Annotated in this window: 15 protein-coding genes; 5 read left to right on the forward strand and 10 right to left on the reverse strand. The window is 69.6% G+C overall.

Going from position 1 to position 15860, the window contains the following annotated elements:
- Positions 1-134 precede the first annotated feature (134 nt).
- The 5 genes from BM362_RS22585 to BM362_RS22605 all read right to left on the reverse strand — a co-directional run bounded on the left by BM362_RS22585 (position 135) and on the right by BM362_RS22605 (position 5944).
- Positions 135-1304, reverse strand: coding sequence for an ROK family transcriptional regulator (locus tag BM362_RS22585; RefSeq protein WP_167545390.1), 1170 nt, complete (start codon positions 1302-1304; stop codon positions 135-137).
- A 22-nt stretch (positions 1305-1326) separates the two neighbouring features.
- Positions 1327-2760 (reverse strand): sugar ABC transporter permease, encoded by a 1434-nt coding sequence (locus tag BM362_RS22590; protein ID WP_093574416.1) that lies wholly within the window; start codon positions 2758-2760, stop codon positions 1327-1329.
- A 17-nt stretch (positions 2761-2777) separates the two neighbouring features.
- A complete protein-coding gene (locus BM362_RS22595; protein WP_067579513.1) occupies positions 2778-3551 on the reverse strand; it encodes an ATP-binding cassette domain-containing protein in 774 nt (257 codons plus the stop codon).
- A gap of 192 nt (positions 3552-3743) precedes the next feature.
- Entirely contained in the window at positions 3744-4880 is a 1137-nt protein-coding gene (locus tag BM362_RS22600) for a sugar ABC transporter substrate-binding protein (RefSeq protein WP_067579515.1), read from the reverse strand.
- Between the two features lie 431 nt (positions 4881-5311).
- The gene (locus BM362_RS22605; RefSeq protein ID WP_093574417.1) at positions 5312-5944 is read right to left on the reverse strand and encodes a TetR/AcrR family transcriptional regulator; all 633 of its coding nucleotides are present in this window, start codon (positions 5942-5944) and stop codon (positions 5312-5314) included.
- 210 nt (positions 5945-6154) lie between these two features.
- Between BM362_RS22605 and BM362_RS22610 the strand changes: the two genes are divergently transcribed.
- Complete coding sequence (locus tag BM362_RS22610) at positions 6155-6829, forward strand: class I SAM-dependent methyltransferase (protein WP_208865293.1); 675 nt, start codon at positions 6155-6157, stop codon at positions 6827-6829.
- A gap of 184 nt (positions 6830-7013) precedes the next feature.
- On the opposite strand, the gene BM362_RS22615 is transcribed toward BM362_RS22610, so the two are convergent.
- Positions 7014-8759 carry a DEAD/DEAH box helicase gene (locus tag BM362_RS22615; protein ID WP_093574506.1) on the reverse strand — a complete coding sequence of 582 codons (1746 nt, stop codon included), beginning with the start codon at positions 8757-8759 and terminating at the stop codon, positions 7014-7016.
- A 212-nt stretch (positions 8760-8971) separates the two neighbouring features.
- On the opposite strand from BM362_RS22615, the gene BM362_RS22620 reads away from it, so the two are divergent.
- Complete coding sequence (locus BM362_RS22620; protein ID WP_093574418.1) at positions 8972-10183, forward strand: YihY/virulence factor BrkB family protein; 1212 nt, start codon at positions 8972-8974, stop codon at positions 10181-10183.
- A 2-nt stretch (positions 10184-10185) separates the two neighbouring features.
- Here the strand turns inward: BM362_RS22620 and BM362_RS22625 are convergent, their stop codons facing one another.
- Entirely contained in the window at positions 10186-11037 is an 852-nt protein-coding gene (locus BM362_RS22625) for a hypothetical protein (protein ID WP_093574419.1), read from the reverse strand.
- Between the two features lie 128 nt (positions 11038-11165).
- Positions 11166-11408, reverse strand: a complete 243-nt coding sequence (locus BM362_RS22630) for a DUF3039 domain-containing protein (RefSeq protein WP_067579526.1) — start codon at positions 11406-11408, stop codon at positions 11166-11168.
- Positions 11409-11492: 84 nt separating this feature from the next.
- On the opposite strand from BM362_RS22630, the gene BM362_RS22635 reads away from it, so the two are divergent.
- The 3 genes from BM362_RS22635 to BM362_RS22645 are packed head-to-tail and all read left to right on the forward strand — an operon-like array spanning position 11493 to position 13939.
- Positions 11493-12149: an HD domain-containing protein gene (locus tag BM362_RS22635; protein ID WP_093574420.1), complete on the forward strand. Its 657-nt coding sequence runs from the start codon at positions 11493-11495 to the stop codon at positions 12147-12149.
- A 9-nt stretch (positions 12150-12158) separates the two neighbouring features.
- Positions 12159-13073, forward strand: a complete 915-nt coding sequence (locus BM362_RS22640; protein ID WP_067579530.1) for a pseudouridine-5'-phosphate glycosidase — start codon at positions 12159-12161, stop codon at positions 13071-13073.
- Positions 13070-13939: a carbohydrate kinase family protein gene (locus BM362_RS22645; protein WP_093574421.1), complete on the forward strand. Its 870-nt coding sequence runs from the start codon at positions 13070-13072 to the stop codon at positions 13937-13939. Before BM362_RS22640 ends, BM362_RS22645 begins: the two co-directional genes overlap by 4 nt.
- Positions 13940-14199: 260 nt before the next feature.
- On the opposite strand, the gene BM362_RS22650 is transcribed toward BM362_RS22645, so the two are convergent.
- A complete protein-coding gene (locus BM362_RS22650; protein WP_067579535.1) occupies positions 14200-14544 on the reverse strand; it encodes a DUF3099 domain-containing protein in 345 nt (114 codons plus the stop codon).
- Positions 14545-14552: 8 nt separating this feature from the next.
- A complete protein-coding gene (locus BM362_RS22655; protein WP_067579537.1) occupies positions 14553-15845 on the reverse strand; it encodes an amidohydrolase in 1293 nt (430 codons plus the stop codon).
- Between the last annotated feature and the right edge of the window lie 15 nt (positions 15846-15860).

Genomic DNA, 15860 nt, shown 5'->3' on the forward strand with positions numbered 1-15860 from the left:
TTCGGGGGTGCTTGTCAAGGCATCTTTCCCGCCTTGACAAGCACCCCCGAACCGTCAGCACACTCAGGGCTTCGGGGTGCCCCACGCAACCCCCACAGGCGATCTCGCCGCCAGGCGACGAGCCGCCCCCAGCCTCACACCGTGTCCAGAACCACCTCAAACGCCACCTCAGCCGCCCCCAGCAACTTCACATCCGCGCCCAGCGCCGAACTGACGATCCGAGTCCCCCCGGCCGCCCGGGAAACCAAACTCCGCCCCCGGACCTCCTCGGCGACCGCCCGCATCACCGACTCCGGCAGCACAGTCAGCAGGTCCCCGAGCACCACCAGCTCCGGCCCGAGCAGGTTGACCACGTTGACCAGCCCCAGCGTGAGCCACTCCGCGTACTCCGCCAACCGGGAAGCAGCCGTGACGGCATCCAGCCCCAGCTCCCGCAGCTCGACGAGAATCGCCCCGCGCGGCGTGTCCTCCGGCAACCCCAAGGCCCGGCACAGCGCCGCCTCGCCGATCTCGGTCTCCCAGCAGCCGCGGCTGCCGCAGTAACAAGCCCGTCCGCCAGGCCGGATCGCCATATGCCCGATCTCGCCGACATACCCCGCGCCCCCGCGCAGCGAAGACCCCTGTGAAATCACCCCGCCGCCGACGCCGACATCCGCGGACACGTACACCGAATCCGAAGACCCCCGAGCCGCCCCGCGCACATGCTCGGCAACTGCGCCCAGTTCGGCGTCGTTGGCCACCAGGACCGGAATCCGCAACACTCCCGACAGCCGGTCCCCGAGCGCCACGTCGGTCCACCGCAGGTTGGGCGCCTCGTGCACCAGCCCGTCGGCCCGCCGCACCACCCCCGGCACCGACACGCCGACCGCCACCGGCTCCACGCCGAGGTCCCCGGCCAGCACCCGGGTCGACTCGATCACGTGCGTGATCACCTCGTCCGCGGTCCGCGTCCGGGCATGCAGGTTCCAGCTGTTGCGCCCGAGGATCTGCCCGCCGAGCCCGACCAGCGCGATCGCCACGTGCTCGACTTGCAGGTCGACCGCGAGGACGACGGCGGCGTGCGGCTGCGGCAGGACCAGGAGCGAGGGGCGGCCCGCCCCTCGCCCCGGCCTCGGCACTTTTTCCTCGACCACGCCAGCCTCGGCGAGACCGTCGACGAGGGTTTTGATGGTGCTCCGGTTGAGCCCCAGTTCGGTGGCCAGGGCAGCCCGCGTACTGGGCCCGCCGACGTGCAGCAGGCGCAACAGGGTTGTGCGGTTGTGCCGGCGCACCTCGTCCGGGCGGGCGACGGGCGGGCTGCTCACCGGGTCATCTTCCCATCTGCCCTCAGCGTGCCGACGCCTCAGCCCGCCGTCGCGACAACGCGTCCACCGAAGCGGCCAGCAGCAGCACCAGGCCGGTGATGATGTTGACCACCGCGGCCTTCTGCTGCAGCAGGCCCAGACCGTTGTTCACGATCGCCAGCACCGCGCCGCCGATCACCGCGTCCATGATCCGGCCCTTGCCGCCGAACAGCGAGGTGCCGCCGATGACCGCCGCGCCGACCGCGAACAGCAGCGTGTTCAGGCCGCCGGACTGGCCGCTGACGGAACCGACCTTCGACGAGTACACGATCGCGCCGATCGCCGCGAACGACGAGCTGATCACGAACACGCTGGTACGCAGCTTCGGCACGTTGATGCCGGCGCGGCGCGCGGCCTCCTTGTTGCCGCCCACCGCGTACAGGTGCCGCCCGTACTTGGTGCGGTTGAGCACGTAGGTGCCCGCCACCAGCAGGACCAGGACGATCGGCACCACGTACGGCACGCCCGCGATCACGACGAGGTCGTTCGACGCCCGGTTGACGGTGAACAGGTAGGTCGCGATCGCGGCGACGACCGCGATGGCGCCGACCTTCGCCAGCACGATCGGCGTCGGCTGGACCACCAGCCCGCGCTTCAGCCGCGAGAAATGCTGTCCGAGCGCGAGCACCGCGTATCCGCCGGCCGCGACCACGAACAGCACCCAGCTGCCGGCGACCGAGAGGTTGCCGTTGGCGACCGCGTTGAGCGTGTCGCTCGTGCTGATCGGCAGCGTGCCGCCTTCGCCGACGAACTGCAGGATCACACCCTGCCAGACGATGAACAGCGCCAGCGTGACGACGAAGGAGGGCATGCCGATCTTCGACACCAGGAAACCGGTGATGCAGCCGATCGCGGTGCCGGTGCAGACCGCGATGAGCATTTCGACCCACGCGTTGACCGGCGCGCCGACCAGGATCACCACGATGCCGACCAGCGAAACCGCCGCCCCGGCCCAGATCTTCTGCAGCAGCGCCAGCACCACCGCGAGCACGAGCACCGCGATGAACGTGATGAAGACGCCGGTTCCCATGGAGCCCAGCAGGTTTCCATTGTGGACGTAGTGCATCGCCATCAGCGACGCGCAGACGCCGGACGCGGTGCCCGCGGACAGGTCGATCTCGCCCAGCAGCAGCACGAACACGATGCCCATCGCGATGATGGTCTGCCCCGCGCCCTGCTCCAGCAGGTTGGCGATGTTGCGGAGCGTGAAGAAGTCGCCGGAGAGCGCGCTGAACAGGACAGCGAGCACGATCACGCCGAGCACGGCGGGAATCGAGCCGAGCTGCCCGTCCTTCATCCGCGCGAAGTAGTCCTTGATCGCCTCGCCGGTGGACAGCGAGGTGGTGTCGATGCCGAAGTCGGTGATCGCCCCGGCGGGCGCGTCCGGCGTCTGCGGCTTCTCGGAAGTTTCGGTCATGGCGGGTTCTTTCTCGCTCACAGCGCGACAGCTTCGGGACGGGCCAGGCCGAGATCGCCCGATCGGCCCGCGGTGATGAGTTCGACGACCTGGCTGTGCGTCACGTCGCCGGTCTGCACCTCCGCGACCAGCCGGCCGAGGTACAGCACCGCGATCCGGTCCGCGACCTCGAACACGTCGGCCATGTTGTGACTGATCAGCACCACGCCGAGGCCCTGTTCGGCCAGCCGACGCACCAGATCGAGCACCTGCTTGGTCTGCGCGACGCCGAGCGCCGCGGTCGGTTCGTCGAGGATGACGACTTTGCTGTTCCACAGCACGGATTTCGCGATCGCGACAGTCTGGCGCTGCCCGCCGGACAGCGAGGAAACCGGGGTGCGGACGGATTTCACCGTGCGCACGCCCAGCGACGCCAGCGTCTCGCGCGCGGCCTTCTCCATGCTGGCCTCGTCGAGCAGCCAGCTGCTGCCGCGCTCGCGGCCGAGGAACATGTTCTGCACGATGTCGAGGTTGTCGGCTAGGGCGAGGTCCTGGTAGACGACCTCGACGCCGAGTTCGGCGGCGTCCTTGGGACCGCGGATGTGCGCGTCCGCGCCGTTGAACCGGACGGATCCGGTGTCGTACGGGTGGATGCCCGCGATGCATTTGACCAAAGTGGACTTGCCGGCCCCGTTGTCGCCGACGAGCGCGGTCACTTCGCCCGCCCGCACGGCGAAGTCCACATCGTGCAGGACGTGGACCGGGCCGAAGCTCTTGTTCAGGCCGGTGATGTCGAGAATGGGCTCGCTCATGGGATTCGCTTGTCTCTCGCGTGGATACCGGGCCGGGACGCGCGTCGGGGGAACGCGTCCCGGCCCGGCTGCTCTTGCGGACAGGTGCCGATCCGGCCGAAGCAGGCCGCCCCCGAAACGGCAGGCAGCCGTTGCGGCGAAGTCATCGGGCCGTGGCTGTGGCCGGATCGGCGCCATTCGGCACAGCCGGCGTCAGGAGATGCCGTTTTCGGTGCACTTGGCGGCGAGGTCGCCGGTGCAGATGTCGGACGCCTTGACGTAGCCCTGCTGGACGACGGTCTTGATGTCCTTGATCGTGATCAGCTGCGGCTGCAGCAGCACCGACTTCAGGTCGCGGTTGTTCTTCGGGTCGTGCAGCTTGCCGGTGGCGATCGCGTCCGCGCCGGCCTTGTCGTTCTTGGCCAGTGCGGCGGCCAGCTTCGCGGTGTTCTCGGCCTCTTCCTTGATCGGCTTGAAGATCGTCAGCGTCTGGTCGCCGCGCAGGATCGCCTGCAGCCCGGCCGCGGTCGCGTCCTGGCCGGTGACCGGGACCTTGCCGTTGAGACCGTTCTTCTTCAGCACGGTGATCACCGCGCCGGCCAGTTCGTCGTTCGCCGCGACGACGCCGTCGACCTTGCCGTTGACCCGGGTGAAGATCTGCTCGAAGGTCGTGCCGCCGACCTGGGCGTCCCAGTTGTCGATGGCCTGCTTCTGCACGAGGTTCAGCGCCTTGGAGTCATACAGCGGCTTGAGGACCTTGTCGTGGCCGTTGGCGAACAGGGTCGCGTTGTTGTCCGTCGGCGCGCCCTCGATCTGGACGACGTTGGCGCCCGGCTTGCTCTTCAGCGCGTCCGCGAGGCCCTGTGCCTGGATTTCGCCGACCTTCTCGTTGTCGAAGGAGACGTAGTAGTCGGCCGAACCGCCGAGGCTCGGGCGGTCGTAGTCGATGACCGGGATGCCGGCGTTCTTGGCCTTGGCCTCGATCGCCGCGCCGACCGCCGGGTCGGACGGGGCGATGATCAGCACCTTGACGCCCGAGCTGATGAAGCCGTCGGCGAGGGTGGAGAACTTCTGGTTGTCGCCCTGGGCGTTCTGGATGTCGGCGCTGAAGCCCTGCGCGGAGAGCGCGGCCTGCAGCATCGGCTTGTCGAAGGCCTCCCAGCGGGCCGAGGTGGCGGTCTCCGGCAGGATCACGCCGACCTTGCCGCTGGCGCCGCCGCCGGCCGGGGCGGAGGCGGAGCTGGTGCCGTCCCCCGAGTTCCCCGAGCCCGAGCTGTTGGCGCCGCAGGCCGAAAGCGCCAGGCCGGCGCTCACCGTCGCGGCGATGAGGGTAAGGGTTCTGCTGCGCATCCTCGTTCCTTCTCCGATCATGCTCGCGGGGTGATCGGAGAAGGTCCCCGTGCACCGTCGCAGATATGTTGTGGCCGACAACATATGCCGCGGAGCGGCTCTGCGGAAGATGGCGGGATCGAGTAACCGACACCAAATGGACACAGTTCGGCAACACGGCCCGCATCGAGCGGCCCGTCTGACGGAGTGATCCCGGCCACGTACCGAGCGTAACGAGAACTTGTCCGGTCTTGTCCGGTCCGGACGGCAGGGGTGCCCGTTCAGGCGCCCGGATCGAACCGGACGAACCGTTCTACCAGGAGAGGGAGCGCGTTGCGGAGTGCTCCGGCGGCACGAATGCGACACGCACTCTGCGTAGCTCGCTGCGCCAGCCGGCCGCCGCTACCGGCAGTGCGAAGTGACCGGTAAGCCTGTTCGACGGGACACCCCGCTCAGGCCCCCGGCGTGAGCAGCTGCGCGGCCAAAGTGTCTTCCGCCCAGCGCTCCCACACCTCGGGCGGCCATGCGCGGTCACGGGTGAGGATCAGGAACAGTTCTGGGCTGAGCAGCGCGTAGAGGACATCCGCCGCCCTTCCGACGTCGAGACCGGTGACGGCTCCCGGCTTCCCCGCCAGCGCCTTCGCCGCCGCCGCGTGCACGGTATGGCGCGGATCCTCGTGATCCGGCCACAGGTCGCGCAGCTCAGGGTGAGCCGCGGTCGCGATACGGACCATCTCGGCGACGGCGGCGACGCGTTCGAGCACAGCACGACTGCCGGTGACGAGCGCGTTCAGCGCGCTCCGTGCGTCCGGCGCGTCTGCCGCCCGGGCGAACCACGGCCGCTCCATCGTCGCCAGCGGACCGTCGTCGCCGGCGATCGCGACGTCGACCAGTTCCTTCAGCAGCGCCGGCTTGTTGCGGAAGGTGAAGTAAATGGTCTGGACCGCCACGCCCGCCCGGTCCGCGACCTGCTGAAGCGTGGTCGCGCCGTAGCCGCCGGCGAGAAAGAGCTCCGTGGCCGCCGCGAGGATGCGCCGCCGGGTTTCCGCGGCCCGAGCGGATCGGGCGCCCTTGACACCACTCATGACTGGAGTCTAACTCTAGAGTCAAACACTAGAGTCCGACTCTAGTCAGGACGAGGAGGGGGATGACGGCGATCGCCAATCAGCGGCAGTCCGAAGCGTGGAACGGCTGGGAGGGCAAACTCTGGGCGGCCCGCCCGGATCGTTACAACGGGATGATGGAAGCCTTCGACGCGCCGCTTTTCGACGCGGCGGGCATCCAGCGTCCTGGACGTGGGCTGCGGGACAGGGCTCACCACCAGGATGGCCGCGAGAAAGGCCGGGAACGGGCACGCGCTGGGCATCGATCTTTCGGAGCCGCAACGGGAAAGGGCCCGCCGGGACGCGGCGGCCGAAGGCATCGCCAACATCGCGTTCGAGCGGGGAGACGCGCAGGTGCACCCGTTCGACGGGCCCGGCTTCGACGTCGTCATCAGCCGGGGCGGCGTGATGTTCTTCGCCGACCTGGTCGCGGCGTTCGAGCATCTTCGCGAAGCGATGGCTCCGGGCGGGCGGCTCGCCTTCGTGGGACCACAGCCAGGCGACGCCGGCAACGCCTATGCCCGCGCGACTGCGGCGCTCACGCCCTACCTCCGCGAGCCCTCCCCGGCCGCCCGCGGCATGGGTTCGCTGCTGGCCCCCGAGCGGATCACCGACGTGCTCACCGCAGCAGGCTTCCGCGACATCGAGATCAGCCCGGTGAACGCGGACATGGGCTTCGGAGCGGACGCCCGCGACGCGACGGACTTCGTCTTCTCGATGGCACCGATCCGGCACACTCTGCGCAGCGTGGACGCGGACGTCCTCGCCGGGCTCCGTGATCAGGTCCGGGACGCGCTCGGCGAGTTCGAGACTCCGCTCGGGGTGCGGATCCCCGGCGGAGTCTGGGTCGTGACCGCCGGGCGTTGACGCCGGGAGCGGCAACGTCGCAGTCAGCGCACGAGGGCGGTCCGGTCCGGCCGCGGGCGGCGCGTCGGGGACACCGGCGGCGCGGTCTTCCCGGGATCGCGTCGACTGCCTGGCGAATCCCGTCGGCTCACCGCTGCCCAGCACCGGAGAACCGGTTCGCCCGCCGGCCCACCGCGACCAGCGACTACCACGAGCGCAGCGTGACGATCCGCTCTTCGAGCTGCTCCACCGTCGCCATCGCGGTGGGCGGGCCGCCGCACTGGCGGCGCAGTTCGTTGTGGATCGCGCCGTGTGGTTTCTTCGTGCGGTGGTGGTACACGCCGACCAGCGCGTTGAGTTCCTTGCGCAGCGCGCCGAGCCGTTCGCTCACCGACTGCGACCGGACCGGCGGCGCGGCCGGTTCCTCGGTCTTCGGCTTGCGCCGCTTCTCGTCGGAGACCTGCTCTTCCTGCCGCTTGCGCAGCAGCGCGCGGACCTGGTCGGGCTCCAGCAGGCCGGGAAGGCCGAGGTACTCCTGCTCCTCGTCGGAGCCGGAGAAGACCGCGGTGCCGAACGAGTTGCCGTCGTAGATGACCTGGTCGAGTTCGGCCGAGGCGTGCAGCGAGGTGAACGCCTTCTCCTCCTCGCCCGGTTCGTCCTCGGTGCGGTTGGCCTGGGCGAGCAGTTCGTCGTCCCAGCCTTCCTTCTCCCGATGCGGTTTGCCGAGCACGTGGTCGCGCTGCGCTTCCAGCTCGCTGGCCAGCTCCAGCAGCACCGGCACGCTCGGCAGGAAGATGCTCGCCGTCTCGCCCTTTTTCCGGGCCCGCACGTAGCGGCCGATGGCCTGAGCGAAGAACAGCGGGGTGGACGCGCTGGTCGCGTACACGCCGACGGCCAGCCGCGGGACGTCGACGCCTTCGGACACCATCCGGACCGCGACGATCCAGCGTTCCCTGGTCTCGGAGAACTCCTTGATCCGCCCGGACGCCTTCGGGTCGTCGGACAGCACCAGCGTCGGCGTTTCGCCGCAGATCCGCTCCAGGATCTTGGCGTAGGCGCGCGCGGTTTCCTGGTCGGTGGCGATCACCAGGCCGCCCGCGTCCGGGATTCCTTGCCGTACCTGGCTGAGCCGCGTGTCGGCGGCCTGCAGCACCGCCGGGATCCACTCGCCCGCCGGATCGAGCGCGGTACGCCAGGCACGCGCGTTCTGCTCCGCGGTGAGCGGTTCGCCCAGCCGCGCGGTGAACTCCTCGCCCGCGCTGGTGCGCCACGAGGCCTCGCCGGAGTAGGCGAGGAAGACGACCGGCCGGACCACGCCGTCGGCGAGCGCGTCGGAGTAGCCGTAGGAATGGTCTGCCTTGCTGCGCTGGAACCCGCCGCCGTCCGGTTCGTAGGCGACGAACGGGATCGGCGAGTCGTCGCTGCGGAACGGCGTCCCGGTGAGCGCGAGCCTGCGGACCGCGGGCGTGAACGCCTCGCTGGTCGCGTCGCCCCAGGACTTCGCGTCGCCCGCGTGGTGGATCTCGTCGAGGATCACCAGCGTCTTGCGGTTCTCCGTGCGCACCCGGTGCAGCGTGGGGTGCGCGGCGACCTGCGCGTAGGTGACCGCGACACCGCGGTAGTCCGACGACGTGACGCCGGTGGTGTTGCGGAAGTTCGAGTCGATCGGGATGCCCGCCGCCGCGGCCGCGGCCGCCCACTGGTGCTTCAGGTGCTCGGTGGGCGTGACGATCGTGACGGCCTCGACGGTGCGGTCCGAAAGCAGTTCGGCGGCGATCCGGAGGCCGAAGACGGTCTTGCCCGCGCCCGGCGTCGCGACCGCGAGGAAATCTTTCGGCCGGCTCGACAGGTACTTCGTGAGCGCTCGGCGCTGCCAGGCGCGCAGCGGGCGCGCGGTGGAGTCCTTCTCTGCGGGCGGCGCCCCGAGGACCGGCTGGGTCGTCTCGGACAAAACTCGGTTCACCCCCTCCTCGGACCGCTCGGCGCGGCCGTGACGTGCGAAAACCCCCACTGTGGCACCGGCTTCGCCGCCGGGCGCCGCGATGAGGGCACGTCGGCCAGCTTACCTTCCGAGTCCCCGGGCGCCCGCCACCGCCACGGGTGGTGTCGTCCGACACGCTCCCTCTCGGCGGGGCTGACGAGCCAAAACCGCACGCATGGACCATGCTGGGACACACCATGGGCGAGGTGACACCGGACGCCGGCGAGGCAGAGCCGAACAAGAGCGTGCCGGAGAAGACCGTGCGCAGAGGGCCGTGGCGGCTCATCACCCGCACGCTCGCGAAGGCGTGGGACGGCAACATCTTCTCCGAGGCCGCCGAGGCGGCGTTCTGGCAGACGCTGTCGCTCCCGCCGCTGCTGCTCGGGCTGCTGGGCAGCGTCGGCTTCATCGGCGAGTGGTTCGGCCAGAACGTGGTCACCGCGGTGCACGACCGGATCATCACGTTCAGCCACACCATCTTCAGCGCCAACGCGGTGCAGGAGATCATCGAACCGACGGTGAACAGCATCCTCACCGTCGGCAAGGGCGAGATCGTGTCCGTGGGCTTCGTCATCTCGCTGTGGGCGGGTTCGTCGGCGATGTCGTCGTTCGTCGACGCGATCACCGTCGCGCACGACCAGTACGGCGTCCGCAACGAGGTGTGGCAGCGGATTTTCGCGCTGCTGCTGTACCTGTGCGCGCTGATCGGGCTCGTCGTCGGGCTGCCGCTGCTGGCGATCGGGCCGGACCTGCTGCCGGAGTTCTTCCCGCTCGACTGGCGGCCGACGGTCTCGTCCTGGGTCGGCACGCTCTACTACCCGGTGCTGGGCGTGATGATCGCGCTCGCGCTGACGACGCTGTACAAGCTCGCGCTGCCGCGCCGGCTGCCGTGGCACCGCGGGCTGCCGGGCGCGATGCTGGCCGGCGTGGTGTTCCTGGTGTCGAGCATCGGGCTGCGGATCTACCTGAACTGGATCACCAAGACCGGCTACACCTACGGCGCGCTGGCCGCCCCGATCGCGTTCCTGCTGCTGATGTTCTTCATCGGCCTCGCGGTGGTCGGCGGCGCGTACTTCAACAGCGCGATCCAGGAACTGTGGCCCGCGAAGGCGACCCGGCGGCAGCGGCGCAAGTGGCGGCGGCTGGAGATGGAACGCGCGAACGAGCGGATGCGGGCCGAGGAGGGCCGCCGGCTGTGGGACCGCACGACGATGCCGTTGCGGCGGCCGAAACGGCACCCGGATGACTCCGAGGAAGGCCACGACGAGCCGAACGGCGCCGAGGTGAACCACACCGAATCGGAGACCGTCCGGCTCGCGCGGCCCGAGCGTCCGGACGAACGAACCGGTTCCGAGCCGTCTCCCGGCCCGGAACCGCGCTCGCAGCAGGGCTGAGGTCAGCCCTGGCGGAACCGCCACGTCTTGCTGTCGAAAGCGATGCAGACGCTCGGCGACATCACGACCACGCGCAGGGTGCCGCCGTCGCGTTCGTCGTAGTCGATGCCCTCCACCTCGAAGTTGCCGCCGCATCCGCTTTCCAGCGGAAGCTGGCCGAGCGAGGTGACGTGCCCGGTGACGTCGGAGCCGGCGACCGAACCGGAGAGATCGACCTGCAGCAACGGTTTGGTGGTGCCGAAGAGGCTGCCGTCCGGGTCGTCGGAGGAGCACATGAGCCGGGTCGCGGACACGAAATCGCAGCCTTGGACGTCGCGCACCGGGTGGTCGAGCCGGATCGCCGACGCGTACGGCAGGTTCTGGCCGGGATCGGCGGCCGCGACGCCGGGCATCGGGTAGACGAGCAGGCGGTCCATCGTGCCCCACTCGCCGGACACCAGCCAGCGCGCGTCGGGCGACACCGCGGCGAACGAATTGTTGTTGGCCTCCCACGACTCCAGCGCGTGCTGGTAGTCGGCGCGGGAGCCGTCCGGCGCCTCGACGCGGAAGAGTTTCGCGCCGCGGTCGTCGCGCTGGTAGGGCTCGACATACCAGCCCTTCGCCGACCCCGGGTCGCCGATGTGGTTCCAGCCCTTCGACGCGAGGCCCGGGTCGACCGTGCCGAGGCCGGTGTAGCGGATGCTGGTGCCCGACGAGCGCTCGACAGTGGCGAGGCCCTGGCTCTCGTCGAGCGGGCGAGCCCGGTCTGAGCCGACGGTGGTCCATCCGGTCACCGCGTTCGCGGCACCCGCCGCGACGGTGCTGAAGGCGGACATCAGGACGACGAGGGAAAGCACGATCCCGGTTGCGCGCATACGGGGACACTCCTGCGGGGAGGCGACTGGCCGGAGTGCAGGTCTACCAGTTCCTCCCCGGGTGCACAGCCACCGAGTGAAGGGTTTTCACCTTTGTTCCCGCGCACCGGGACGCGCGGGAAGCCCGCTCAGTCGTCGGCGCCGGGACGGAGGCCCTCGTAGATCTTCTTGCACTTGGGGCAGACCGGCGACCCCGGCTTGGGCGACTTCGTGACCGGGAAGACCTCGCCGCAGAGCGCCACGACGTGCGTGCCCATGACCGCGCTCTCGGCGATCTTGTTCTTGCGCACGTAGTGGAACATCTTCGGCGAGTCGTCGTCGGTCGACTCGGTGCTGTCGGTCTCCGGCTTGGTCAGCGTTTCGGTGCTCACCCCACCATCATGCCTCAGCGCCGCGCCCGCGGTAATGCCCGGCTAGGCTCGCTTGACCTGCCATGGGACCCTTCAGGAGCCCGGATGCCGCACGAGTCCGCACCCCGCTGGCACAGCTGCCTCGCCCTCCTCGGCGGCGACCACCACGTCGGCCACGACGCCTGGGCCGACCTCGAAACGCGCTACACCGAACCGCACCGCCGCTACCACGACCTCGCCCACGCCACCGCCGTCGCGCACGACGCCGAGCAGCTAGCGGCCGATTTGCCCTTTCACGAACGCGCTGTCGTCGTACTAGCCGCGTGGGCACACGACGTGGTCTACGACGCCGTACCCAGCGAAGACGAGCAGCGCAGCGCGGAGTGGCTTCGCCGCTGGCTCACGCGCGCCGGGATTGCCGACGCGCACATCGACCGGGCCGAAGCGCTCGTCCTAGCCACCGCCACCCACGAAGCCCTCGAAGACGACTTCGCGGCAGCAGCCCTCCTCGACGCCGACCTAGCCATCCTCGGCGCACCACCTGCTGCGTACGCCGCGTACGTAGACAACGTGCGTCAGGAGTACGCGCGCTACCCCGACGACGCCTGGGCGACCGGCCGCGCCGCTGTCCTGGAAAGCCTCCTCGCGCGGCCCGCGCTGTACCTCACCGAAAGCGCCCGCTCACGCTGGGAAACCGCCGCGCGGCGAAATCTGCAGGCAGAACTGACCCGATGCCGCAGTGTGCGCGGCGATCACAGATGATGTCCGTTCGTGACCACCCAGACCACTCCCCTGTTCGTCCACGAGGAAGTCGCCTCGGCGTTGCGTGACGGTCACCCCGTCGTCGCCCTCGAAAGCACGATCCTTTCGCACGGCCTCCCGTACGGACGGAATCTCGACGTCGGCCGTCGCATCGAGCAAACCGTACGAGACGGCGGCGCCGTGCCGGCCACCATCGCCGTACTGGACGGACGGCCGGTCATCGGCCTCTCCCCCGCCGAACTGGAGCGCGTCTGCGCCCCCGGCGCCGGCCTGGACAAACTGTCCCTGCGCGACCTGGGTCCCGCAGTCGGCCTCGGCCGCTCCGGCGCCACCACCGTCGCCGGCACCTCGGCGCTCGCCGCTGCAGCCGGGATCGACGTCTTCGCCACCGGCGGCCTCGGCGGCGTGCACCTGGGCGCGGCACAGAGCTGGGACGTCTCGGCAGACCTCGGCGTCCTCGCCAAGGCGCCGACCGTGGTCGTGTGCTCCGGCGTGAAGTCCGTCCTGGACATCCCCGCCACTCTTGAGGTGCTGGAAACGAACTCGGTGCCCGTCCTCGGCTACCGCACCGACGACTTCCCCGCGTTCTACCTCCGCTCCTCCGGGCACCCCGTCGGCTGGCGCGTGGACGACCCGGACCAAGCCGCCGCAGTCGTCTCCGCCCACCGCCGCTACGCGAATTCCGGCGTACTGCTGACAAACCCGATCCCGGAAGAGTCCGAAATGGACCGTTCCCTGCACGATCGCCTGCTGCGGGAAGGCCTGGCGAAACTGGCCGACGCCGACGTGCGCGGCGCGGACGTGACCCCGGTGCTGCTCGAACACTTCCACACCGCCAGCGAAGGCGTCAGCATCGACGCGAACGAGGCTTTGGTGCTGTCCAACGCCAAACTCGCGACCGAGGTAGCGGTGGCCCTGTCGTGACCGGAATCGCAGTAGTCGGCGACGCGGGTCTCGATGTCGTCGCCCGGCACGACCAGCCTCTCCCCCACGGCGGCGACGCCCGAGCAGCAATCCGCTTCACCGGCGGCGGCGCCGGAGCGAACACCGCACTGTGGCTGCGCTCCCTGGGCGCGGAAACCACCCTGATCGCCCGAATCGGCGACGACTCGGGCGGCCGCCTGATCCGAGCCGAGCTGGAAGCCGCAGGCGTCCGCTGCGCCTTCGCGACCGACCCTGAAGCTCCCACCTGCTGCGTAGTCGTCCTCGTTGACGGCGAAGGCCAGCGCAGCATGCTCGCCGACCGAGGCGCGAACAAACGCTTCGCCCCCGAAGACGTCACCCCCGCAGCGCTGACCGGATCCACCCACCTGCACCTGTCCGGCTATGTCTTGCTAGACCCCTCCTCGCGCCCCGCAGGCCTAGCCGCCCTCGCCGCCGCCAAAGAAGCCGGGCTGACCACCTCCGTGGACCCCCAAGCAGCCGCCCACATCCACGACCCCGCAGCCTTCCTGGACGACGTACGCGGCACCGATCTGCTCATGCCGAACACCGAAGAACTGGTCGCCCTGACCGGCTCCTCCGACCCCGCCTCCGCCACCGAACTACTGAACACCGTCGGCGCGGTAGTAGTAACCGCGGGCTTGGACGGCGCCAGCTGGATCGACGCGACCGGCGTCTCGTCAGTCCCCGCAGTGGAAACGGCTTGCATGGACTCCACCGGCGCCGGCGACGCCTTCGACGCAGGCGTCCTCACCACCTGGCTGGCCGGAAAGTCCACAGTGGACGTCCTACGCACAGGCACCCAACTAGGCGCACTGGCGGTAAGCCGCATCGGCCCCCAACCCTGAGACAGCAGTCCGTGAGGGGACCCTGAGGGAATCAGATTCCCTCAGGGTCCCCCTCACGTCCCTAAAACCGCACCAGCGCACCCAACAGCCGAGGCACCCAGCCCCTCCCCCGCACCCCGATCCGAAGCCCCCTGCGGTTCGGGGGTGCTTGTCAAGGCATCTTTCCCGCCTTGACAAGCACCCCCGAACCGTCAGCACACTCAGGGCTTCGGGGTGCCCCACGCCAGCGACCGGACGCGATGTCGCCCCCAGGCGACGAGCTACCCGTCGATCACCCGATGCTTCCGCCCCTCGATCTGCCGGGCGTCCCGCGCATACCGATTGACCTTCTCCGGCTTCCGAGGCGGCCGGTCATTGGCGATCAACACCGCGATCCACGGCAACGGCACGGAAATCACCAGAAACACAATCGCCAGCCACCACGTGTGATAGGTCAGCCCGGCCAGAATGAGGCAGGGAATCCGGCACACCATCATGATGACGTACTTCCGCTTCCGCGCCGCCAGCTGATCGTCCAGCGACGGTTCGGCCTCGGTGATCAACACCGGCTCGGGGCGGGGATCGGCTCCGTGGGGTGCGTTCACAGCACCACCTCCGTGTTCCATCGTCTCACTCACCGCCCTTCCGCGACACCCGGGCGGGCAAACCGGGACAACGCGGCGACGACCAGCGTCTCGACCCCGGTCCGCAAGGTCGGATGCAGCACTGGCGCGAACTTCGACGAGTGATTCGAGGGCACGTCGGTCTCGAACCGCCCCTCGGTCATCGCCGTGATCACCTGCTGCGCGTCAAACCCCCCGACCAGCCAGAACACCGACGGCACCCCCGCCGCCCGCCCGAACTCGCTGAAGTCCTCACTGCCGGTGACCAGCGGCGCGGGCATCGTCGCCTCAGCACCGAAGTGCCCGCGAAACACCTCGGTCAACTCGTCCGAGGCGGCGGTGTCGTTCGCGGTGACCGGATAGGACGCGACGACCTCGACTGTCGGCGGCTGAGGCGCCCCCGCGGCCGCGGCTTCACCGTTCACAATCCGCTCGATCGCCTTGCGCAGCCGCAGCAGCACAGCGTCGTCGAAGGCCCGGGTATTGACCTCCAGCACGGCATGGTCGGCGATCACATTCGCCGCGGTCCCGACATGCATCGAGCCGACAGTCACCACAGCAGGCTCAGTCGCGGCGATCTCCCGCGACACGATCGTCTGCAGCTTGAGCACCACGGACGCCGCCAGCACCGCCGGATCGACTGTGGTTTCCGGCCGCGACCCGTGCCCGCCACGACCGTGCAGGGTGATCCGCAAGGTGTCGGTCGCCGCCATGATCACGCCCGGACGAGTCAGCACCCACCCCGCCGGACCAGGCACGATGTGCTGCCCGAAGACCACGTCAGGACGGCCGACCCGGTCGAAGAGACCGTCGCGAACCATCCCCGCGGCACCGTCCCCGGCTTCTTCACCGGGCTGGAACAGCGCGAGCAACGTGCCAGACCACTCCTCCCGCGAAGCCGCGAGAAGGTGCGCGGCACCGGAGAGCCACGTCGCGTGCATGTCGTGTCCGCAGGCGTGCATCAGCGGCACGTCGCGGCCCTCGGAGTCGACGCCGCGCGCAGTGCTCGCGTACGAGAGTCCTGTCTGCTCCTCGACCGGCAACGCGTCGATGTCCGCACGAAGCAGCACAGTCGGTCCTTCGCCGTTGCGTAGGACGCCGACGACGCCGGTGCGACCGATGCCGGTGTGCACCTCGAAGCCGTCTTCAGTCAGCCGTCGGGCCAGCTCGGCTGCTGTGCGGGTTTCGGTGAACGCCAGCTCGGGATGACGGTGCAGATCGACGTACAGCGCTTCAAGCTCCGGCAGTGCCGCTTCAAGCGGAGCCAGGACACGCTCGGTGGTCTCGGTGGTCACGATGCTCATCGTGGCAGGCTTACC

The organism is Amycolatopsis rubida (genome assembly GCF_900115345.1).
Classification (GTDB): Bacteria; Actinomycetota; Actinomycetes; order Mycobacteriales; family Pseudonocardiaceae; genus Amycolatopsis; species Amycolatopsis rubida.